The sequence below is a fragment of the Streptomyces caniferus genome, assembly GCF_009811555.1.
GTDB lineage: Bacteria > Actinomycetota > Actinomycetes > Streptomycetales > Streptomycetaceae > Streptomyces > Streptomyces caniferus.
The window spans coordinates 1138880-1158151 of sequence record NZ_BLIN01000002.1; the positions used below are offsets into that span (position 1 = coordinate 1138880).

Genomic DNA, 19272 nt, shown 5'->3' on the forward strand with positions numbered 1-19272 from the left:
GCCCGCTCACCCCTCCAGGGCGGTGACCAGGCGGGCGAGGGCGGGCAGGGCGGCGGTGAGCGCGTCGCGGTCGCCGGGGGGAAGCTTGGCCACCGCCTGCTCCAGCGTCTCCCGGCTGGCCCGGTCGTAGCGTTCCAGCAGCTCCGAAGCGCCCGGGCTCACGGACAGGTCCACCGCCCTGAGGTCCGTCGTGGACGCATGCCGTTCCACGAGCCCTGCCGCCGTCATCGTCCGCACCAGATTGCTGACCGTCGAGGGCGAGATGCGAAGCCGCTCGGCGACCGCTCGGGTGCCCAGCGGACCGCCGGCGGACAGCACCCGCAGCAGCTCGATCTGGGCATCGGGAAGGTCGGGCAGCCCCTCGGCGGCGCGGGTCGAGCGCAGGACGGCCCGGCGCAGGGGGCCGAGGAGGCGGCTGAGGTCGGCGGCGGTGTCCACCGCCCCATTGTGACAGCAGGGTAATTTTGCATCAAAGTAGTTTTGTTGCAAATGCAGTGGGGAGGCCGTGAGGGACCGCAACCACGCGAGGAGAGCCCAGGATGACCACCGTCGCGAACCCCGTGCCCGAGCAGGACCTCTCGGGCATCACCGGGAAGCACTTCATCTACACCTACGCCAACGGCTGGCAGTACGAGATGTACGTGAAGAACTCCCGGACGATCGACTACCGGATCCACAGCGGCATGGTCGGCGGCCGCTGGGTGAAGAACCAGGCGGTCGACCTCGTCCGGCTCGACTCGGACGTCTACAAGATCTCCTGGACCGAGCCCACCGGCACTTCGGTCAGCGTCAACGTACTTCCCGCCGAGCGCCGGCTGCACGGCGTGATCTTCTTCCCCCAGTGGGTGCACCAGTACCCCGAGCGCACCGTCTGCTTCCAGAACGACCACCTGGACCGGATGGCCGCGTACCGCGACCAGGGCCCGACCCACCCGATCCACGTCGTCCCCGAATTCGCGGAGATCACCTTCCTCGAGGACCGCGGCGAGAACGACGAAGGCGTCATCGCCGTGGATCCGGCCGACCTGCCCGAGGGCTACGCCGACCGCATCAACTGACCCGCGCTCCCGCTCACCGCTCGCGTCACAGGGGCGCACGCTTCCCGACGCGACCCCAAGGCCTGCCGCCGAAGTCCCCGGCCCGCGCGCGTGCCTGGCCCACACGAGTCCCTAGCCGAAGAGATCCGGCTCGCTGCGCACGATCTGCTGGTACAGCGGCTGGTAGTTGATCCAGGCGACCAGGTCGTTGCCCAGCTGTTCGCGGGTGTGGACGGCGTTGTGGTGGTCGATCAGGACCGGCTTGCCGGCGGCCTTGGCGGTCAGCTGGACCTGGCAGGAACGTTCCATCGTGAGGAACCACCAGGCCGCCGCGTCCACCGAGTCGCCGACCGTCAACAGGCCGTGGTTGCGCAGGATCACGGCCTTGTGCGGGCCGAGGGCGGCGGCGATCCGCCGCCCTTCCGCCTCGTCCACCACCACACCCGTGTAGTCGTCGAAGAGCGCATGGTCCTCGTAGAACGCACAGACGTCCTGGGTGATCGGCTCCAGCAGCTCACCCAGTGCGGACAGCGCCCGGCCGTAGGTGGAGTGGCTGTGCGCCGCCGCGACGACGTCGGGGCGGGCCTGGTGGACCTGGGAATGGATGGCGAACGCCGCCTGGTTGACGTGGTGGCGGCCGTCGACGACCTTGCCCTCCGCGTTGACCAGGATCAGGTCGCTGAGCGTGAGGAGCCGGAAGGACATCCCGAAGGGGTTGACCCAGAAGCAGTGCGGGAACTCCGGGTCGCGCACGGTGATATGGCCCGCGACGCCCTCCTCGAAGCCGTAGTGCCCGAAGAGGCGCAGGGCCGCGACCAGGCGCTCCTTGCGATGGCGCCGCTCGTCCTCGACGGTCCGGTGCGTCGGCGGCATCGCGAACTGCAGCTGATCGGTGGGTACGGGGGTCGGCTCGGGCATCGCGGCTCTCCTCCTGGCGCGTACGGCTCTTGATGCTCGATGCGGAAGCTACCTTCCACTACCGCAGGTAACCAGGGCCGCGTCCGGTGCGTCTGCCGCGGCCCGCGGGACGAAGACACCAGGAACGGGACCAGAAGGGGCAGACCGCGAGGGCCGCGGCCACCGCCGCCCCGGGCGCGCCCGGCGACACCGGAGACGCAGCACGCCGCCGCCCGGCGAACCGGGCGGCGGCGTGCTCAGGCGGCGGGTGGGGTCACTCCCACTCGATGGTGCCCGGGGGCTTGCTCGTGACGTCGAGGACGACACGGTTGACCTCGGCGACCTCGTTGGTGATGCGGGTCGAGATCCGCGCCAGCACGTCGTACGGCATCCGCGTCCAGTCCGCGGTCATCGCGTCCTCGGACGACACCGGGCGCAGCACGATCGGGTGACCGTACGTCCGGCCGTCGCCCTGGACGCCGACCGAGCGGACGTCGGCGAGCAGGACCACCGGGCACTGCCAGATCTCGCGGTCCAGACCGGCCGCGGTCAGCTCCTCGCGGGCGATGGCGTCGGCCTCGCGCAGCAGGTCCAGGCGCTCCTTGGTGACCTCGCCGACGATGCGGATACCCAGGCCGGGGCCGGGGAACGGCTGGCGGTGGACGATCTCGTCCGGCAGACCGAGCTCCGAGCCGACCATCCGGACCTCGTCCTTGAACAGCTGGCGCAGCGGCTCGACGAGCTGGAACTCGATGTCGTCGGGGAGCCCGCCGACGTTGTGGTGCGACTTGATGTTGGCGGTGCCCGTGCCGCCGCCGGACTCGACGATGTCCGGGTAGAGCGTGCCCTGGACCAGGAAGGCGACTTCCTCGCCCTCGGCGCCGGCCTCGGCGACCAGCTCGGCCTGGGCCTGCTCGAAGACGCGGATGAACTCGCGTCCGATGATCTTCCGCTTCTGCTCGGGGTCGCTGACCCCGGCCAGCGCGGTCAGGAAGCGCTCCTCGGCGTCGACGACCTTCAGCTGGACGCCGGTGGCGGCCACGAAGTCCTTCTCGACCTGCTCCGACTCGCCCTTGCGCTGGAGGCCGTGGTCGACGTAGACGCAGGTCAGCTGCTCGCCGATGGCCTTCTGCACGATGGCGGCGGCCACCGAGGAGTCCACGCCGCCGGACAGCGCGCAGATGGCGCGCTTGGTGCCGACCTGGGCGCGGATCGCGGCGACCTGCTCCTCGACCACGCTGGTGGTGGTCCAGTTCGGCTCGATGCCCGCGCCGCGGTAGAGGAAGTGCTCCAGGACCTGCTGGCCGTGCGTGGAGTGCATGACCTCGGGGTGGTACTGGACGCCGTAGAGCTTCTTCTCGTCGTTCTCGAAGGCGGCGACGGGCACGACGTCCGTGGACGCGGTGACCGTGAAGCCCTCGGGGGCGGCGGAGCAGGCGTCGCCGTGGGACATCCACACCGACTGCTCGGCGGGGGTGCCCTCGAAGAGGGTGGATCCGGGGCGGGAGACGGTCAGCGGGGTACGGCCGTACTCCCGCGCACCGGTGTTGTCGACGGTGCCGCCGAGGGTGATCGCCATGAGCTGGAATCCGTAGCACATGCCGAAGACCGGGACACCGGCCTCGAACAGTGAGCGGTCCAGACTGGGGGCACCTTCGGCATAGACCGACGAGGGGCCGCCGGAGAGGATGATCGCCTTCGGGTTCTTGGCGAGCATCTCCGCCACCGGCATGGTGGACGGCACGATCTCGCTGTAGACCCGGGCCTCACGGACTCGGCGGGCGATGAGCTGGGCGTACTGTGCGCCGAAGTCGACTACGAGGACGACGTCCGGGGCAGCGGCAGGGGGCGCTGATGGCACTTCGGCGGCCTTCCGGCGGTGTGGAGCAGGGGTTGGACTTTCGATTCTAACGGGCTCATACTGAGCCCCATGTCCAAGCAGCTGACCTTCGTCTTTACCTATGGCACCGGCCCGTCCGGCTGCCATGGTCGTGCTGCTTGATCCACTGACAAGCAACTTCCCAGGCGCCCCGGGCCGACAAGGTCCGGGGCGTCTGCGTCTGTCAGGACCGCTCGTCGGCTCCGTGGCCACTCTCACCCCAGGAGACACGGACATGAGCCCTCAGACTGCCACCCCCGCCACCGGCGCCCGCACCGCCGAGGCGGACGGGATCATCCAGGACGCACGGCAGCGGATCGATGATCTCGACGGCCACATCATCGGCCTCGTGCAGGAACGGATGGCCGTCTCGGCCGTCATCCAGAGCGAGCGCCTCTCCTCCGGCGGCCGGCGTGTGAACCTCTCCCGCGAGATGGAGATCCTCGCCCACTACCGCGACCAGCTCGGCAAGCCGGGCACCGCGCTGGCGATGACGCTGCTGGAGCTGTGCCGGGGCCAGATCTGAGGCGGGACCGGAGGCAGGCGGCCGGCGGGCGGGGCGCGCGGCGCCGGGCCGGGTCTGCCGGGTCTGCCGTGGCTGGTTCTGGACGGTGTGCCGCCGGTTCCCCGTGGCTGGTTCTGGACGGTATGCGGTCGGTTTTCGGGCCGGTCGGGGCGCATGCCGCGACGCCCGCGCCCCGGCGCAGCTGCCGGATCTGCGTTCGGTTGCCGACTCACCCGTACGGCGCGTGACCGGCCGCTGCGAGGCTTCGTTGTTCCCGGTGCCACGCCAGCCAGGCGCGGCCTGCAGGACTACGCGTAGACGCCGCCTCTCGGGCGGAAAACCCGGAGCGATGAGACGCCGGCCGCCAGCCGCGGCCCGCGTCGTGGGACCTCGTTCCGGTGCCGTGGCCGGTCAGCAGGGGACAGCAGCCCGGTCACATCCGATGGGGTGGTCGGTCCTGGGGACGCCCGGGACCGACCGCATCCGGTCGAAACGGTTGCGCCAGGTGAGGCGTATCCAGGACGATGCTTGACGAACGACCCACCGCGTCCGGTAGGGGCTTTTCGCACTGCCATGGGCCCGACCGACGCGGACATGCGCACCTTCCCGCACCACCGAAAGCCAGCGGCGCTACCCCCCCCCAGCGCCGCCCGTCGGTGCCGGCGCTGCCCTGACGCCGGCACCGAAAGCAAAGGGCCCCGTGGCCGTCCGCAACCCCCCTCGCGGATGGTGTCCGGGGCCCTTCGCTATGGGGTGGTGCGCCCGGCGCACAGCCATCACGGAGCCCGTCCCGCGCGCTGCTGTCAGGGCTCCCTGTGTGGTGGCTGTGAGACTGCTGTGACGGATGTGATCGGCATCACGGCGGACTTTCTTGTTGAGCGGACAACCTTTTTCGGCCATGGCTGGTCATGTACCTGCAATCGCACGGCCATCCCGCGCCCCACCGCGACGGCCCGCTGACCACTTGTGCCGCCCCACGGCACTTTGGACCCCGAGAGGTCTTCTCGATGAAGCTTCGCCGTGCCCTGACGGCCGCCGCCGCGACGGCCGTCATAGCCCCTGCCGCCCTGATGGCGGCCCCCGCCGCGTTCGCGACCGGACCCGACACCGGGTCCAGCGCGAGCGCCGAGCCGACCCCGGGCACCCCCGGCCCGGAGCAGACCGACGACACCACCGGACAGCCGGAGACCCCGGGCGCCGCAGAGGAGACGCCGGGCGCCGGCACGACCGGCGGCACCACCCGGACGGGCGAGGACACCACGACCGGTGAAGAGACCGGGAACGGTGACGGCACCGAGTCGTCCGCCCCGGCCGCCCCGGGCGACGAGACCAAGCCCGGTGACACCACCAAGCCCTCCACCTCGGCGAAGCCCACCAAGCCGGCCGAGCCCGGCGACGACGCCGACTGCACGGTCGACGACGCCGCCATCAAGGTGACCGTCGACCACCTGCCCTCCAAGCTCGTCGCGGGCGGCGGCTGGAAGGGCTTCAGCGTGCACCTGGCCAACACCACGGACCACACGCTGGACGAGGTCTACCCGGTCGTCTACGCGGTGCCGACCGGGAACATCGACCACCCCACGTCGCAGCTGGACCTGGAGTACCAGAACCCGAACACCGGCAAGTGGACCTCGTTCGACGAGTGGACCGACGGCCAGTACTTCGGCTGGTTCCAGCTCGACGCGCACCAGACCGCCGAGCTCAAGCTGCGCATCCGCGCCGACAAGGGCGCCAAGGCCGGTGACGGCTTCGCGCTGGTGGCGGGCGACTACCAGAACAAGGACGGCTCCTGCGGCTGGTCCGAGGAGCAGTGGTACGACTTCGCGATCCTGCCCGCCGGCAGCAAGCCGGGGAAGATCCCGCCGGCCGAGCCCGGCAAGCCCGGCAACAAGCCCGGCCCGCAGGGCGGCGGGAAGCCCGTCACCGCCACCAAGCCGAAGGGCGGCATGGACAAGCTGCCGGTGACCGGCAACCTCGCCGAGACCGGTGCGTCCTCCGCGCTGCCGACCATCGGCCTGGTGGGCGGGGTCGCCATGGTCGTCGGCGCGGGCGCGCTCTTCGTCGTCCGGCGCCGCAGGACGGACGGTGGCGCCGCCGCGTAACGGCGCACAGAGCCGCGTGACGGCGGACACGGAGCAGAAGGGCCGCACCCGGGGACGGTGCGGCCCTTCGTCGTCTCAGCTCCCGCCGGACGTCCCCGGGGCCAGGGACTTCTTCGGCGGCACCGGCGGGACGGCCAGGAACGGCAGGTTCAGCGCGCCGAACGCCTCGGGCGGGACGGCGGGGCGGACCGGCTCGACGGGCGCCAGCCGCCGGTAGCCCCGGCCCTGGGCGGGGCGCGGGTCCGGCTCGCCCTTGTTGGGCCACAGCGACATCGCGCGCTCGGCCTGTGCGGTGATGGTCAGGGACGGGTTGACGCCGAGGTTGGCGGAGACCGCGGCGCCGTCGACGACCGAGATGCCCGGGTGGCCGTAGAGGCGGTGGTACGGGTCGATGACGCCGTGGTCGGCGTCCTCGCCGATCGGGCAGCCGCCCAGGAAGTGCGCGGTCAGCGGGGTCCCCATCAGCTCGCCGACGTTGCTGCCCGCGAAGCCGTTGATCTCCTGTGCGAGCAGGGTGGCGGCCTCGGTCGCCTCGGGGATCTGCTGGGGGTTCGGCGCGCCATGGCCCTGGCGGGCGGTGAGCAGGCCCTTTCCCAGGCCGTTCGGTTTGCGGTAGGTCGTCAGGGAGTTGTCCAGCGACTGCATCACCAGGCCGATGATGGTGCGCTCGGACCAGCGGCGGTTGGAGAGCGACCGCAGCAGCAGCATCGGGTGCCGCAGACAGTTCGCGGCCCACCGGGCGGCGCGCGAGCCGCGGCCGGAGAGGGGCACCTGGAGGATGGACATGGCGCCCATCGCGTTGGAGCCCTTGCCGTAACGGACCGGCTCGATGTGGGTGTGGGCGTCGGGGTGGATGGACGAGGTGATCGCGACCCCGCGGGTGAAGTCGGCGTGGGTGCCGTGCCGTTTGCGGTAGCGGCGGTTGTCGGTCTGTGCGCCCACCAGCGCCTCGGAGTTGGTCCGGGTCAGCTCGCCGAGCCGCGCGGAGAGGCCGGGGAGCAGCCCGGTGTCCTTCATCTTGTGCAGCAGGGTCTGGGTGCCGTACGTACCGGCCGCGATGACGACCCGGCGGGCGGTGAAGGTGCGGCCCCGGCCGGTGCGCTTGTCGTCGGTGGGCAGGGTGGCGACGGCGAAACCGCCGCGGGAGTCCTCGGTGACGGTGACGACCGAGGTCATCGGGTGGATGACGGCGCCGGCCTGCTCGGCGAGGTGGAGGTAGTTCTCGTTGAGGGTGTTCTTGGCGCCGTGCCGGCACCCGGTCATGCACTCCCCGCACTCCGTGCACGCCGTACGGGCCGGTCCCTTGCCGCCGAAGTACGGGTCGGGGACCTCGGTGCCCGGCGCGGTCTTCGCGGTGCCGGCCGCCTCCTCCCCGTCGACGGCGTCCCGGCCGTCCCCGAAGAAGACGCCCACCGGCGCGAGGTGGAAGGAGTCGCCGACGCCCATCTTCTCGGCGGCTTCCTTGAGGTGGATGTCGGACGGCGTCATCGTCGGGTTGAGGCGCACCCCGAGCATCCGCTTGGCCTGGTCGTAGTAGGGCGCCAACTCCGTGTGCCAGTCGGTGATGTGGCCCCACTGCTGGTCCTCGAAGAACTGCTTCGGGGGGACGTAGAGGGTGTTGGCGTAGTTGAGCGAGCCGCCGCCGACGCCGGCTCCGGCGAGCACCATGACGTTGCCGAGCAGATGCACCCGCTGGATGCCGTAGCAGCCGAGCGCCGGGGCCCACAGGTAGTTGCGGATGTCCCAGGAGTTCTTCGGCAGGGTCTGCCGGGTGAAGCGGCGGCCGGCCTCCAGGACGCCGACGCGGTAGCCCTTCTCGGTCAGCCGGAGGGCGGAGACCGAGCCGCCGAAGCCGGAGCCGACGACGAGCACGTCGTAGTCGTATCCGTCGGCGTTCCGGGTGTCCTGGGCGTCTTCGGTGTGCTGGGCGTCCCGGCCGCCGTTCGCGTCCTGGTTCCGGGCAGAGTTCTCCTGGGGCACTGGCTCTCCCTGCTGAATCGTTAGCGGAGTCGGAACGCCTTCATCGCGCGCAGGCTGCGGGTCATGAACTGTGCGTACTTCTCGTCGGTCATCCCGAAGGACGGCGCCAGCGGCATCAGGCGCTGCTGGGCGACGGTCTGCGCCTCGGTGTACTTGAGGATGCCCTCGGAGCCGTGCCGGCGGCCCAGGCCCGAGTCCCCCATGCCGCCCATCGGCGCCTGCACGCTGGCGTAGCCGGCGGCGTAGGACTCATTGACGTTGACGGTGCCGGTCCGCAGCCGGGCGGCGACCGCACGGCCGCGGCGGCCGTCCTTCGTCCAGACGCTGGAATTCAGCCCGTACGGGGTGGCGTTGGCGAGCGCCACCGCCTCGTCCTCGTCGCGGAAGCGGTAGATCGAGACGACCGGGCCGAAGGTCTCCTCGTCGCAGACCGCCATCGGGGCCTGGACGCCGTCCAGGATGGTCGGCTCGTAGAAGAGCGGGCCGATATCGGGGCGGGGGCGGCCGCCGGCGACCAGCTCGGCGCCCTTGGCGACGGCCTCCTCGACATGGCGGGTGACCGTCTCCAGCTGGCGCTCGCCGACCAGCGAGCCCATGTCGGCGCCGTAGGCGAGGGCGTTGCCCAGCCGCATCGCCTTCGTCCGGGCGGCGAAGCGCTGGAGGAAGTCGTCGGCGATGGACTCGTGGACGTAGAGCCGCTCGATGGAGATGCACAGCTGTCCGGCGGAGGCGAAGCAGCCGCGGACGGCGCCGGCGGCGGCCTTCTCCACGTCGGCGTCCTGGAGCACCAGCATGGCGTTCTTGCCGCCGAGTTCGAGCGAGACGCCGACCAGCCGGGCGGCGGCGCCCTGGGCGACCTCGCGGCCCGTACGGGTCGAGCCGGTGAAGGAGACGTAGTCGGCGTGCTCGACGACGGCGGGGCCGACGACCGGGCCCTCGCCGAGCACGACCTGCCAGACGTCCTCCGGCAGCCCGGCCTCGATGAGCTGCTCACGGGCCCACAGCGCGGTCAGCGCGGTCTCCGTGTCGGGCTTCATGACGACGGCGTTGCCCGCGACGAAGGCCGGCAGGGCGTCGCCCACGGACAGCTCGAAGGGGTAGTTCCAGGGGGCGATCTGCCCGACGACGCCGCGCGGCTGGCGGAGTTCGGTGACCTTGGTGAGGGTCGGGACGACTCCGGTGCGGGCCTTGGGCTTGAGGTAGGCGTGGGCCTTGCGGCCGTAGTGGCGGGCGGTGACGGTGACCGCCTGCACCTCCTCATGGGCGTGCAGCCGCGCCTTGCCGGTCTCCAGCTGGATCAGGTCGAGCACCTCGGCCTGCCGGCGCAGCACCAGGTCGTGGAAGCGGAGCAGGACCGCGGCGCGCTGCTTGACCGGGACCCTGGCCCAGCGCTCCTGGGCGGCGCGGGCCCGCTCGAAGGCGGTGGCGACGTCCTCGGGGGTGGACTCCGGCAGGTCGGCCAGCTTCTCCCCGGTGAACGGGGTGTGGTTGGCGGTGCGGCCGTTGCCGACCACGCCACGGGTGAGCCGGGCGGCGACCTCGGGGGTGACCACGTCCGCGGCGGTGCGGGCGCCCACCGGGGCGGGGGCGACCGGGTTGCCGTCGGTGGGGGCCGCGACCTGCGCGCCGTCGGCGGGGGCCTCGGTGGGGGCGGTGGCTGCGGGGGCGTCGGCGGGGGCCTCGACGGGAGCGTCGGCGGGGGCCTGGGCGGCGGTGGAGGCGGCTGTTCCGGTGTCCTGCGAGTCCGTCATGACGGCGAGCGTATGCCTCCCCGGACGCTTTGTGTACCCGGGAGTAATGAGTTTTCACGCCGTACGCACAATCGCGCCAGTGTCCGCTGGCCGCAAGGGTGCTGGTCTGGGGCGACCGGGGCCCGGCGTCAGGCCCCGGTCAGCCGGAACGCGTCGAGCGCGGTGTCGAAGTGACGTGCGGCCTCGGAGCGCGAGCCGACCGGGGAGGAGATCCACACGTCGATCATCCGGCCGCCCTCGTCCCAGCTGAGGTCGTCGGTGTACCGGGGGCCGCCGTCCCGCGCACCGCCGTCCCAGACGAACTCCCAGCGCCCGGCCCGGAGCCCGTTGTGGGTGGTCTCGGTGACCTGCCCCCGGCGGTAGCCCCGGTAGTGGGCGGGCCCCTGCGCGTCCGCCGTGCGCATCGCCCCCAGGGGCCCCTCCGGCACCCGCTTCTGCAACTGGACGCCGATCCGGAACCGCTTGCCCTGGGAGGAGTAGTAGACGCGGTCGTTCTCGTACGAGCGGGTGAAGCCGTCCGGTACGGCGAGCACGAAGCCGGCCGGGTCGTGGACGAGGCGGTACCCGGCGGGGACCTTGCCGGTGGCCTCCGGGGCGGGCGACGCGGTGACCGTGACGGTGGGCTCGGCGGTGCCCGGACCGGAGCCCTGCGCCGTCCCCGCGCCCGAGGCCCGCGGGGAGGAGCCGCCGGTGCCGCCGTCGGCCCCGTCCCGGTGCATCAGCAGGACGGCGACGCCCGCGCCCGCGCCGCCGATCACCACCGCCGCGAGCGCCACCAGCAGGACGGTGCGGAGGCGCCCGGTGTGCGGGCGGGCGGCCGCGGCCAGCGCCCGGTCGTCGAGCGCCGTACGGATCGGCTGCGCCGGGGCGCGGCCGCCCGCGCGCCCGGCCGGCCCCCCGCCGCCGCTTCCGGTGGGGACACGGCCGGTCCCGGCCGGGACCGCGGGCGGCGCGCCGGCGGCCAACGGGTCCTCGCTGGGCGGGTGTTCGCTGGGCGGGTGTTCGCTGGGTGGATGTTCGCTGGGCGGGCCGTCGCCGGGACCGTCGTCGTGCGGGGAGGCGTGGACGTCGGGGCCGGGGTGGCGCGGGGTGGGCGGGGGGACGGGGCGGGGATCGTCCGGCCCGCCCTGCCCGCCTCGCCCGGCTTGCCCGCCTCGTCCGCCCGGTCCGCCCGGTCCGCCCGCGCCCGCCACGGCCTCCGCGGCGATGCCCGCGGCCCCGCCGGCCCCGTGGCCGTGGCCGGCTCCGTGGCCGTGGCCGGCTCCGTGGCCGTGGCCGGCTCCGTGGCCGTGGCCGGCTCCGTGATCGCGGCCGCCTCCGTGGCCGTGGCCGCCCCCGTGGCCGTGGCCCCGGCCGGCCCCATGGCCGCCCTGCCCGCGCTCCGATCCGCGCTCCGGGGCGCGGCCCGACTGCAGATACCCCCGCAGCAGCCGCTCCGTCTCGGCAGCACCAAGGCGGCGCTCCGGATCGCGCTCCAACAACCCCTCGACGACGGCGTGCAGCGCCCGTGCGGCCTCCGGGAAGGCGATGTCCTCGTACACGACGGCATGCAGCACCCCGCCCAACGAGTCGCGGTGGAACGGCGAGGCGCCGCTGAGCGCGGCGCACAGCAGCACTCCGAGCGACCAGAGATCGGCCTCGGGGCCCGTGCCGCGGCCGGACATCCGCTCCGGCGCGGTGTATTCGGGCGAGCCGACGAAGCCGCCGGTGTCGGTCAGCGTGGTGACGCCGGGGACCTGGGCGATCCCGAAGTCGGTGAGCACGACCCGGCCGGTGCCCGCCTCCATCAGGACGTTGGCGGGCTTGAGATCGCGGTGCAGCACCCCGCGGGTGTGCGCGGCCCGCAGCGCGCCCAGCAGCGCGATACCGATCCGGGCGGCCTCGCGCGGCGCGACCGGCCCGCCGCTCTGCAGCCGGTCGGCCAGCGACGGGCCCTCCACCAGCTCCATCACGATCCACGGGCGGCCGTCCTGCTCGACGACGTCGTGCACGACGATCACATTGGGGTGCTTGATCCCGGCGACCGTCCGCGCCTCCCGAATCGCCCGCTCGCGCTGCACCCGCGGTTCGGACCCGGCCGTGTCCTCGTCCGCCCCTTCACCCAAGTGCAGTTCCTTGACGGCGACTTCGCGGCCCAATAACTCGTCGGTGGCGCGCCAGACCGTCCCCATGCCGCCGCGGCCCAGCCGCGTTCCCAGGCGGTACCGGCCACCGATCAGCCGGCCCTCACCCCCGAAGATCCCCATGGGCCCATCTTTGCCGCCCCGGCCCCCCTTCGAAAGGGCGGCATCTCAGGACCGGCCACGGTGGCGCCTCAGGACCGGCCATGACTGCTCCCCCCTGCCGCCGGTCCGGGTCGCCGTGATCCACTGCCCTCATGGAGGCAGTTGTCGCAAGCGTCGTGGCCGTCATAGGCACCCTGCTGGGTTCCGGCATCACCCACTTCTTCCAGAGCCGGGCGGCCGAGCGCAGCGAGCAGTTCGCCCGCGCGGAGCGGCTGCGGCAGGAACGTATCGATGCGTACTGCGCCTACGCGGGGGCGCTGCTGGACTACCGCCGGGTCCTCGTCCACCGCTGGTTCGTCCTCCACGAGGAGGACCGCTGCGACGAGGACTCCCCCGAGCTGACCGAGGAGATGTACAAGGCCCGCTACAACGCCCAAGAGGCCATGTTCCGGGCCCAGATGGTGACCGACGACCCCGGGGTGCTGGAGCGCAGCGAGCAGGTGATGGCGGAGACCACCGAACTGCACTGGGCCGCCGACCGGGAGAGCCTCACCGCGCTGCGGGCCACCACCCGCCAGGGCATCCGCGACTTCATCGCGGCCACCGCCCGGCAGGTGCGCTGACCCGCCCGGCTCCCGGCCCCGTCCGGCCGCCCGCCCCCCGGAGCGCCGAGCGCCCGGCCCACCGGGCCGCCCCACCGCCCGCACCCCGGACCGCACGACACACGGGGTGGAACCTCCACCTGCTCTCCCACCGTCCTTGACACAGTGAGGCTGTCGTACGGGAACGACCGGTACGGCGGCTACGAGACGCGGATCGGGGGTCGGTCATGGTGATGCAGGACGGTGGAACGGTGGACATCCGCCCGGGCGCCGACCCCGGCCGGGCCGCCGCGGAACACCGCGGCGCCTACCTCGCGACCGCGCTGTCCCTGGCCCTCTACGCCGGCGTCCTCTTCGCCTGGACGGTCTACGGCCTCGTCCAAGGGGACGGCAGCGTCTGGGACTTCCTGGAGGGCCTGTTCAACCCGGCCGCCTCCCCCGCCGCCCAGATCGTCGGGCCGTACGAATGGGCCTTCACCGCCGGGTTGTTGGTGATCGCCGGGCTGGCACTGGCCCGGCGCCGGGTGGCGCGCTCCGCGGCGCTGCTGTCCGGTTTCGTCCTGCTCGCCGTCTCCCTGCGGGAGGGCGTGGGCCTCTTCGACGCCGCCTACCGCGACCAGTACAGCAACGACACGCTGGGCAGCTGGGTGCTCGCCACCCGCGGTCTGGGGCTCGTGGTGGCGCTGGTCGTCCTCTTCGCGCTCTTCCCGGCCACCGAGCGCCGGCGCGGCGAGCAACCGTCCGCGCCGGGGGCGGCCGGCCCGGAAGTCTGGTGGCTCCGCTCGTCGCGGATCTGCGGGGTGCTGTTCCTGCTGATGTGCGTGGCGCGCATCGGCTGGACCGTCCACACCGTGACGGCCCCCGAGGTGGACTCGGGTGACTATCTGCACCGTGTGGTCGACGGGTCGGTCATCGGCACCCTCGATCTGGCGGCGCCGCAGGAGTTCACCACCGTCGGGTCGGTGCTCGTGCTCCTGATCCTCGGCGTACTGGCCCTCCGGGGGCGACGGGAAGTGCGCGGCGCGCTCATGGTGTTCGCCGCGCTGGAGCTGTACATGACGGTGCGGACGGTGGTCCTGCTGACCGTGACGGACTTCTTCAACCGCTCCTTCGAGACCCCCGAGGGCGCCCTGTCGCTGGTCACGACGGCCTACGCCCTGGCCGGTATGACCTCGGTGGTCGTCCTCACCACCGGCCGCGCCTTCGGCCCGTACAGCGGCCTGCGCCCGGAGGGCGTCCGGACGGCGGCGGTGGGGCGGGGTGGGGGGGTGTAGGGGGCAAGGCCACGGCGCACGGGCATAGCGTGGTCGGTACGTCCTTCTCGCGGGGGTGGCCATGGAGTTGTCCGAGGAACCCGGCATCGGTGAGCGCATCGCCCGGCTGCGCGCACGCCGGAAGCTGACGCAGGAGGGTCTGGCCGAGCGGGCGGGCCTGTGCGTCGACATCGTCCGCAAGCTCGAACAGGGCGTACGCCGCACGGCACGGCTGTCGGCGCTCAACGCGCTGGCCAGAGCCCTGGACGTGGAACCGTCCGCCCTCGTCGGGCAGCCTGCCACCTTCGAGGTGCGCAGCGAGGGCGAACAGCCCTCCGTACTGGCGCTGCGCCAGGCCGTCTCACCGGTGTCCGACCTCCTGGGCGACGATCCGGACCCCGAGGATCCGCCGTCCGTCGCGGCACTGCAGGCCTCCCTGCGCTCCACCGAACGCATCCGCCGCGACGGACGGATGGCGGAAATCGGCATGCTGCTGCCGCAGTTGATCAGGGACGCCAAGGCGGCCGCCCGCGCCACCACCGGCGCCGAGGCCGCCGCGGCCCACTCGGTCCTGGCCGAGGCCTACCAGGTCGCCGCCACGACGCTGACGGCCCTCGGCAAGGAGGACGCCGCCTTCACCGCCCTGGAACGGTCCATGGCCGCGGCGGCCAAGGGAGACGACCCTCACCTGGAGACCATCGGCTTCTCCAGCCTCGCCTGGGTCCTCACCAAGCAGGGGCGACTGGCCGACGCCGAACGCGTCGCGCTGAACGCCGCCGAACGCATCGAGCCGGGATTCCGCTCCCCACCGCTCGAACTGGCCCTGTGGGGAATCCTGCTGCTCCGTGCGGCAACGGCCGCGGTCCGTCTGGAGCGGCGCGACACGGTACGGGACCTGCTCACCATGGCGAGCGCGGCCGCCGCACGGATCGGCACCGACCGCCTCGACTACGCAACGCCGTTCGGCCCCGCCAATGTCGGCGTGGCCAAGGTCAACTTCCTGGTGGAGATGGAGGAGAGCGCCGAGGCAGTGCGCACCGCGCGCACCGTCCCCGAGCTGCACGCGCTGCCCCCGACCTGGCGGGCACGGTTCCACGTGGACCGCGCCCTGGCCCTCGCCGACCTGCACAAGGACGACGGCGCACTCCAAGCCCTGCTCACCGCCGAACACACCGCCCCCGAATGGATGCGCTACCACTCCACGACCCGCCGCCTGGTGGCCGACCTCCGCCACCGCGAACGCCGTCGCACCTCACCCCTCAAGGAACTCGCCGGCCGTCTCGATCTCGACGGGTAGGACAGGGCGTCCCAGCAGGGACAGAAAGTGGCACAGCACGTCACTGTCCGGGGCACCGGCCCCTGCCTAGCGTTGCCGCACCGTCAAGAACGACGGGCCCCCGCAGCCGCCCCCCACGGCCCGGGGCCACGCCCACCCGACGAAAGCAGGTCGACGTGACGCACGCTTCCCCCGTCCGCAGCCGCCTCCGGGCGCACTCGCGGAACGCGCAAGCGGAGGGCGCCCGATGAGCCCGATGAACACTCCCCCCACCCCTCGCCTGCTCCCCTGGACCGGCCAGGACGGCAAACCCTGCTATCTGCTCACGAACCGGGACGACAGCCCCCTCTCCGCACGCGCCGATCAGGTCGAGGCGCTGCAACTCAGGATGGGGGCCGGGCTGCTGGAGCACGCCCGGGTTCTGATCGACGATCCGGCGGTGGACTCGCGGCAGTTGCGGTTTTTGTCGGCTCAGCTCACCGCGGCGCTGCGCGATGTCTTACGGGTCACACAGAGTCGGGGCGCGCGCCCCGGAGGCGACGAAGACCCACTTGACCTGGGCTTTTAAGGCGCACCAGGGGGCTTCCTCGGCGTGCGGGGGAGATCCCCCTCCGAACCGCCCCCGCACGCGCGAAGCGGCCGCCGCGTGTGGGGGTCGCGGCGGCCGCCGATGTGAACTGCAACGCGTCCTGGGCTTGTCGCCTCTTCAGTGGTGCAGCATGTGAACAACTCTGCCCGTGGGGACTTCCCTGCGGCATCCTCCAGAGGTCGCGGGCTCACCCCCGCCGCTCGGCGGGGGTGTGGGTCCGCCGCAGGGCGGGCCCGGGTGACAGGGAAACGGAATCGCGCGGCGCAGGGCGGTTCCGCAAGCTCGGGTGGTGCGAAGGAGAAAGGGGCGGCCGGTGATCCGTGTCGCTGTGGTGGACGACGAGCGGCTGGTCAGATCCGGACTGCGGATGATCCTGGGGACCGCCCCGGACATCGAGATGGTCGCGGACTGCGGCGGCGCCGAGGCCGTGGAGACCGTGCTGCGTTGCGCGGCCGACGTCGTGCTGCTGGACATCCGGATGCCGGACGTGGACGGGCTGACCGTGCTGCGCCGGCTGCGCGCCGCCCCGGAACCGCCCGCGGTGGCGATGCTGACCACCTTCGACGCCCAGGAGTATCTGACGGCGGCGCTGCGCGAGGGGGCGGCCGGGTTCCTGCTCAAGGACTCCGATCCGGAACAGCTCGTACGGGCCGTACGGACGCTGGCGGCGGGCGGGAGCGTGCTCGACCCGGGGGTCACCCGCGCCGTGATCGGGGGTTATCTGACCGCCGAGGACCAGGCCGCCGCGAACCGGGCGGTGAGCGGACTGACCCCGCGGGAGTCCCAGGTGCTCGCCCTGCTCGGGGAGGGCCTGGGCAACGCCCAGATAGCCGACCGGATGGGGCTCGCCCCCAGTACGGTCAAGGACCATGTCCGCGCCCTCCTGGGGAAATTGGGCGGAATCAACCGCATCCAGGCGGCCATCGTCGCCGACCGTGCGGGACTGGTGACGGGCGACCCGCGGGGTGCGTGGTGAGCGCCGGGGGCGGGGACGGCAGACGGGGCGGTCCGCGGACGCCCGGCCGGGGAACGGTGGCGCGCGGCGCCGGGGCGTGGCGGGCGATGGCCCACGGGACGTGGGGGCGGCGGCTGCGCCACAAGGTCGCTCCGCTGGCGGTCCCGGTACTGCTCGCGATCGCCGACGCGATGCTGGTCAACGGCGTCGAACTGGACCTGGAAGTGGGCGTCTCGATGGTGGCCGCGGCCGCCCTCCTGGTGCGCCGGCGCTTCCCTCTGCTGGTCTTCCTCTTCACGCTTCCCGGGCTCTACATCGGCTACATCTGGTTCGCGCCGATGATCGCGCTCTACACCCTGGCCGCCCGTCGTCCCGGCCGGGCGCGGCTCGGCGCCTGTGCGCTGCTGCTGATCGCCGCGCACTTCTTCCCGTATCCCATCTCCGACTTCGAACTCACCGCGTACCGCGAGAACACCCTCGTACTGATCGACGCCAGCGTCACCTCGGCCGCGCCGATCGCCCTGGGCCTGCTGGTGCGCACCCGACGGGAACTGGCCTCCCGCGTCGAGGACCTGACCCGCAGTCTGCGCCGCGAGGACCGGCTGCTCGCGGACCGGGTCAAGACCACCGAACGCGCCCGGCTCGCCCGTGAGATGCATGACGTGGTGGCCCATCAGGTCAGCCTGATCAGCCTGCAGGCGGGGGCGGTGCAGGTCAGCACGGAGGATGCGGAGGCGCGTGCGGGCGCCAGGACGATCCGGGAGCTGTCCGTACGGACGCTGGAGGAGCTGCGGCACATGGTGGGCGTGCTGCGGGCGGACGGCGGCGAGGCGGCGGAGGCACGCGATCTGGCTCCCCAGCCGGATCTGGAGGAGCTGCCGCGGCTGATCGAGATGAGCGCGCTGAATGTGACGTACGAGCGGGGTGTGGTGGCCGGCACCGGCGGTGCGAACGGCGCGAAGACGGTGGAGCGGGCCGCCTTCCGCACGGTCCAGGAGGCACTCACCAACGTCCGCAAGCACGCACCGGGGGCACAGGTCCGGGTGCGGGTCGATCCCGTGGACACCGTCCGGCGTGCGGCGATGGACGGGGTGGAGGCGGACGGGCCGCAGGCGGACGGGGCAGCGGCGGCGGCCGAGGACGGCCGTACGGCGCAGGGGCTGCGGGTGGAGATACGCAACGGGCCGCCGGATGCGACGGCAACGGTCCCCGCGCTTCCCGGGGGCGGACACGGCCTGGTGGGACTGCGCGAGCGCGCCCAGAGCCTCGGCGGGACGCTGGAGGCCCGCCGCACCTCCGACGGCGGCTTCGTCGTCCGGGCGGAATTCCCGTATGCAGCGGGGTGAATCGCGGCGGTGCGGAGTGGATCGCAGCGGGAGGGGTGAATCTCAGCAGGGCGAGTCCCGGCTCGGCAGAACGAGGCGAGCGGACCGGCGCGCGGGGAAATCTGGCGAGGCGAGGTGAAACGGGGCGGGGAAACGACGCGGGGTGACCCGGCGTCAGGCACATCGCGCCGGGCCGGGGCGGAGCAGAGCGGACGCGCGGAAGGGCTCGGGGCGACGGAGGGCCGCGTGAGCCGGAGGCCCGCGCGAGGCGCAGGGCTCGGGTGAGCAGGAAGGGACGTGTCCCTGAGGGGCATCCCCCAGGAATGAGCCCAGGAGGCCTCAGGCGGAGAGCGGTGCGGCGGCCTCGTCGACGGCGGTGCGCAGGTCCGGGTAGACCTCGAAGAGCCGGCGTACGCCCAGTGCGGCCAGCACGCGGTTGACGTGCGAGCCGTCCACGGCGCCCTGGGCGGGGAGGATCAGCCGCAGCCGCCCCTGGCAGGAGCGCATCAGCCGGCGGGCGGCGATCAGCACGCCGACGCCGCTGGAGTCACAGAACCGCACCTCGGAGAGATCGAGCACCACAGATCTCCGCCCGTCCGCCACGGCATCGTGCACATGCTGGCGCACCGCCGGTGAGGTGACCAGATCCATCTCACCGGACACCTGGAGTACGGCCCATGGGCCCTTTTCGTCCTCTGCCACCTTCAACGACACGCGCTCGAAGCCTTTCGCTCGCTTTCCCACCGGATGAACCGGGCCAGTATCCGGAACTCACCCTTCCCCGCCTCGACTGCCCGGCCCCTCTCCCCTGAAACTCTTCCGAATCCTTGGCGCAACCGGCAGTCCGCCTAAGGCTATGCCCCGACGGGTGCAGCTCTTCGCCGACATTCGGTCAC

15 protein-coding genes and 1 pseudogene are annotated in these 19272 nt (G+C 72.6%); 9 read left to right on the plus strand and 7 right to left on the minus strand.

Going from position 1 to position 19272, the window contains the following annotated elements; translation table 11 throughout:
* Positions 1-6: 6 nt before the first annotated feature.
* Positions 7-438 (minus strand): MarR family winged helix-turn-helix transcriptional regulator, encoded by a 432-nt coding sequence (locus Scani_RS06865; protein ID WP_159470990.1) that lies wholly within the window; start codon positions 436-438, stop codon positions 7-9.
* Positions 439-539: 101 nt separating this feature from the next.
* Between Scani_RS06865 and Scani_RS06870 the strand changes: the two genes are divergently transcribed.
* Positions 540-1058 carry a phenolic acid decarboxylase gene (locus tag Scani_RS06870; protein WP_159470992.1) on the plus strand — a complete coding sequence of 173 codons (519 nt, stop codon included), beginning with the start codon at positions 540-542 and terminating at the stop codon, positions 1056-1058.
* 111 nt (positions 1059-1169) lie between these two features.
* Here the strand turns inward: Scani_RS06870 and Scani_RS06875 are convergent.
* Positions 1170-1991, minus strand: a pseudogene (locus Scani_RS06875) (class II aldolase/adducin family protein); the annotation flags it as partial.
* Positions 1992-2208: 217 nt separating this feature from the next.
* Positions 2209-3795: a glutamine-hydrolyzing GMP synthase gene (guaA, locus tag Scani_RS06880; protein ID WP_159470995.1), complete on the minus strand. Its 1587-nt coding sequence runs from the start codon at positions 3793-3795 to the stop codon at positions 2209-2211.
* Between the two features lie 253 nt (positions 3796-4048).
* Between guaA and Scani_RS06885 the strand changes: the two genes are divergently transcribed.
* Both Scani_RS06885 and Scani_RS06890 read left to right on the plus strand, forming a co-directional pair.
* Positions 4049-4339 carry a chorismate mutase gene (locus tag Scani_RS06885; protein WP_159470997.1) on the plus strand — a complete coding sequence of 97 codons (291 nt, stop codon included), beginning with the start codon at positions 4049-4051 and terminating at the stop codon, positions 4337-4339.
* A gap of 986 nt (positions 4340-5325) precedes the next feature.
* Positions 5326-6420 carry an LAETG motif-containing sortase-dependent surface protein gene (locus tag Scani_RS06890; RefSeq protein ID WP_159470999.1) on the plus strand — a complete coding sequence of 365 codons (1095 nt, stop codon included), beginning with the start codon at positions 5326-5328 and terminating at the stop codon, positions 6418-6420.
* A gap of 75 nt (positions 6421-6495) precedes the next feature.
* Here the strand turns inward: Scani_RS06890 and Scani_RS06895 are convergent, their stop codons facing one another.
* From Scani_RS06895 to Scani_RS06905, 3 genes are all read right to left on the minus strand, one after another.
* Positions 6496-8400 carry a GMC family oxidoreductase gene (locus tag Scani_RS06895; RefSeq protein ID WP_159471001.1) on the minus strand — a complete coding sequence of 635 codons (1905 nt, stop codon included), beginning with the start codon at positions 8398-8400 and terminating at the stop codon, positions 6496-6498.
* Positions 8401-8420: 20 nt separating this feature from the next.
* Entirely contained in the window at positions 8421-10151 is a 1731-nt protein-coding gene (locus Scani_RS06900; RefSeq protein WP_246295527.1) for a succinic semialdehyde dehydrogenase, read from the minus strand.
* A 128-nt stretch (positions 10152-10279) separates the two neighbouring features.
* Complete coding sequence (locus tag Scani_RS06905; RefSeq protein WP_159471003.1) at positions 10280-12397, minus strand: serine/threonine-protein kinase; 2118 nt, start codon at positions 12395-12397, stop codon at positions 10280-10282.
* A gap of 131 nt (positions 12398-12528) precedes the next feature.
* On the opposite strand from Scani_RS06905, the gene kilB reads away from it, so the two are divergent.
* The 6 genes from kilB (at position 12529) to Scani_RS06935 (ending at position 18397) form a co-directional block, all read left to right on the plus strand.
* Positions 12529-12999: a plasmid transfer protein KilB gene (kilB, locus tag Scani_RS06910; RefSeq protein ID WP_159471005.1), complete on the plus strand. Its 471-nt coding sequence runs from the start codon at positions 12529-12531 to the stop codon at positions 12997-12999.
* 206 nt (positions 13000-13205) lie between these two features.
* On the plus strand, positions 13206-14252 hold the full coding sequence (locus Scani_RS06915) for a hypothetical protein (protein ID WP_159471006.1): 1047 nt from the start codon (positions 13206-13208) through the stop codon (positions 14250-14252).
* 61 nt (positions 14253-14313) lie between these two features.
* Positions 14314-15528, plus strand: coding sequence for a helix-turn-helix domain-containing protein (locus tag Scani_RS06920; protein ID WP_159471008.1), 1215 nt, complete (start codon positions 14314-14316; stop codon positions 15526-15528).
* 226 nt (positions 15529-15754) lie between these two features.
* A complete protein-coding gene (locus Scani_RS06925; RefSeq protein ID WP_371872316.1) occupies positions 15755-16075 on the plus strand; it encodes a hypothetical protein in 321 nt (106 codons plus the stop codon).
* A 334-nt stretch (positions 16076-16409) separates the two neighbouring features.
* On the plus strand, positions 16410-17072 hold the full coding sequence (locus Scani_RS06930; RefSeq protein ID WP_159471010.1) for a response regulator: 663 nt from the start codon (positions 16410-16412) through the stop codon (positions 17070-17072).
* A gap of 86 nt (positions 17073-17158) precedes the next feature.
* The gene (locus tag Scani_RS06935; RefSeq protein ID WP_159471012.1) at positions 17159-18397 is read left to right on the plus strand and encodes a sensor histidine kinase; all 1239 of its coding nucleotides are present in this window, start codon (positions 17159-17161) and stop codon (positions 18395-18397) included.
* A gap of 318 nt (positions 18398-18715) precedes the next feature.
* Here Scani_RS06935 and Scani_RS06940 read toward each other — a convergent pair whose 3' ends face one another.
* Entirely contained in the window at positions 18716-19090 is a 375-nt protein-coding gene (locus Scani_RS06940) for an STAS domain-containing protein (protein ID WP_159471014.1), read from the minus strand.
* Positions 19091-19272 lie beyond the last annotated feature (182 nt).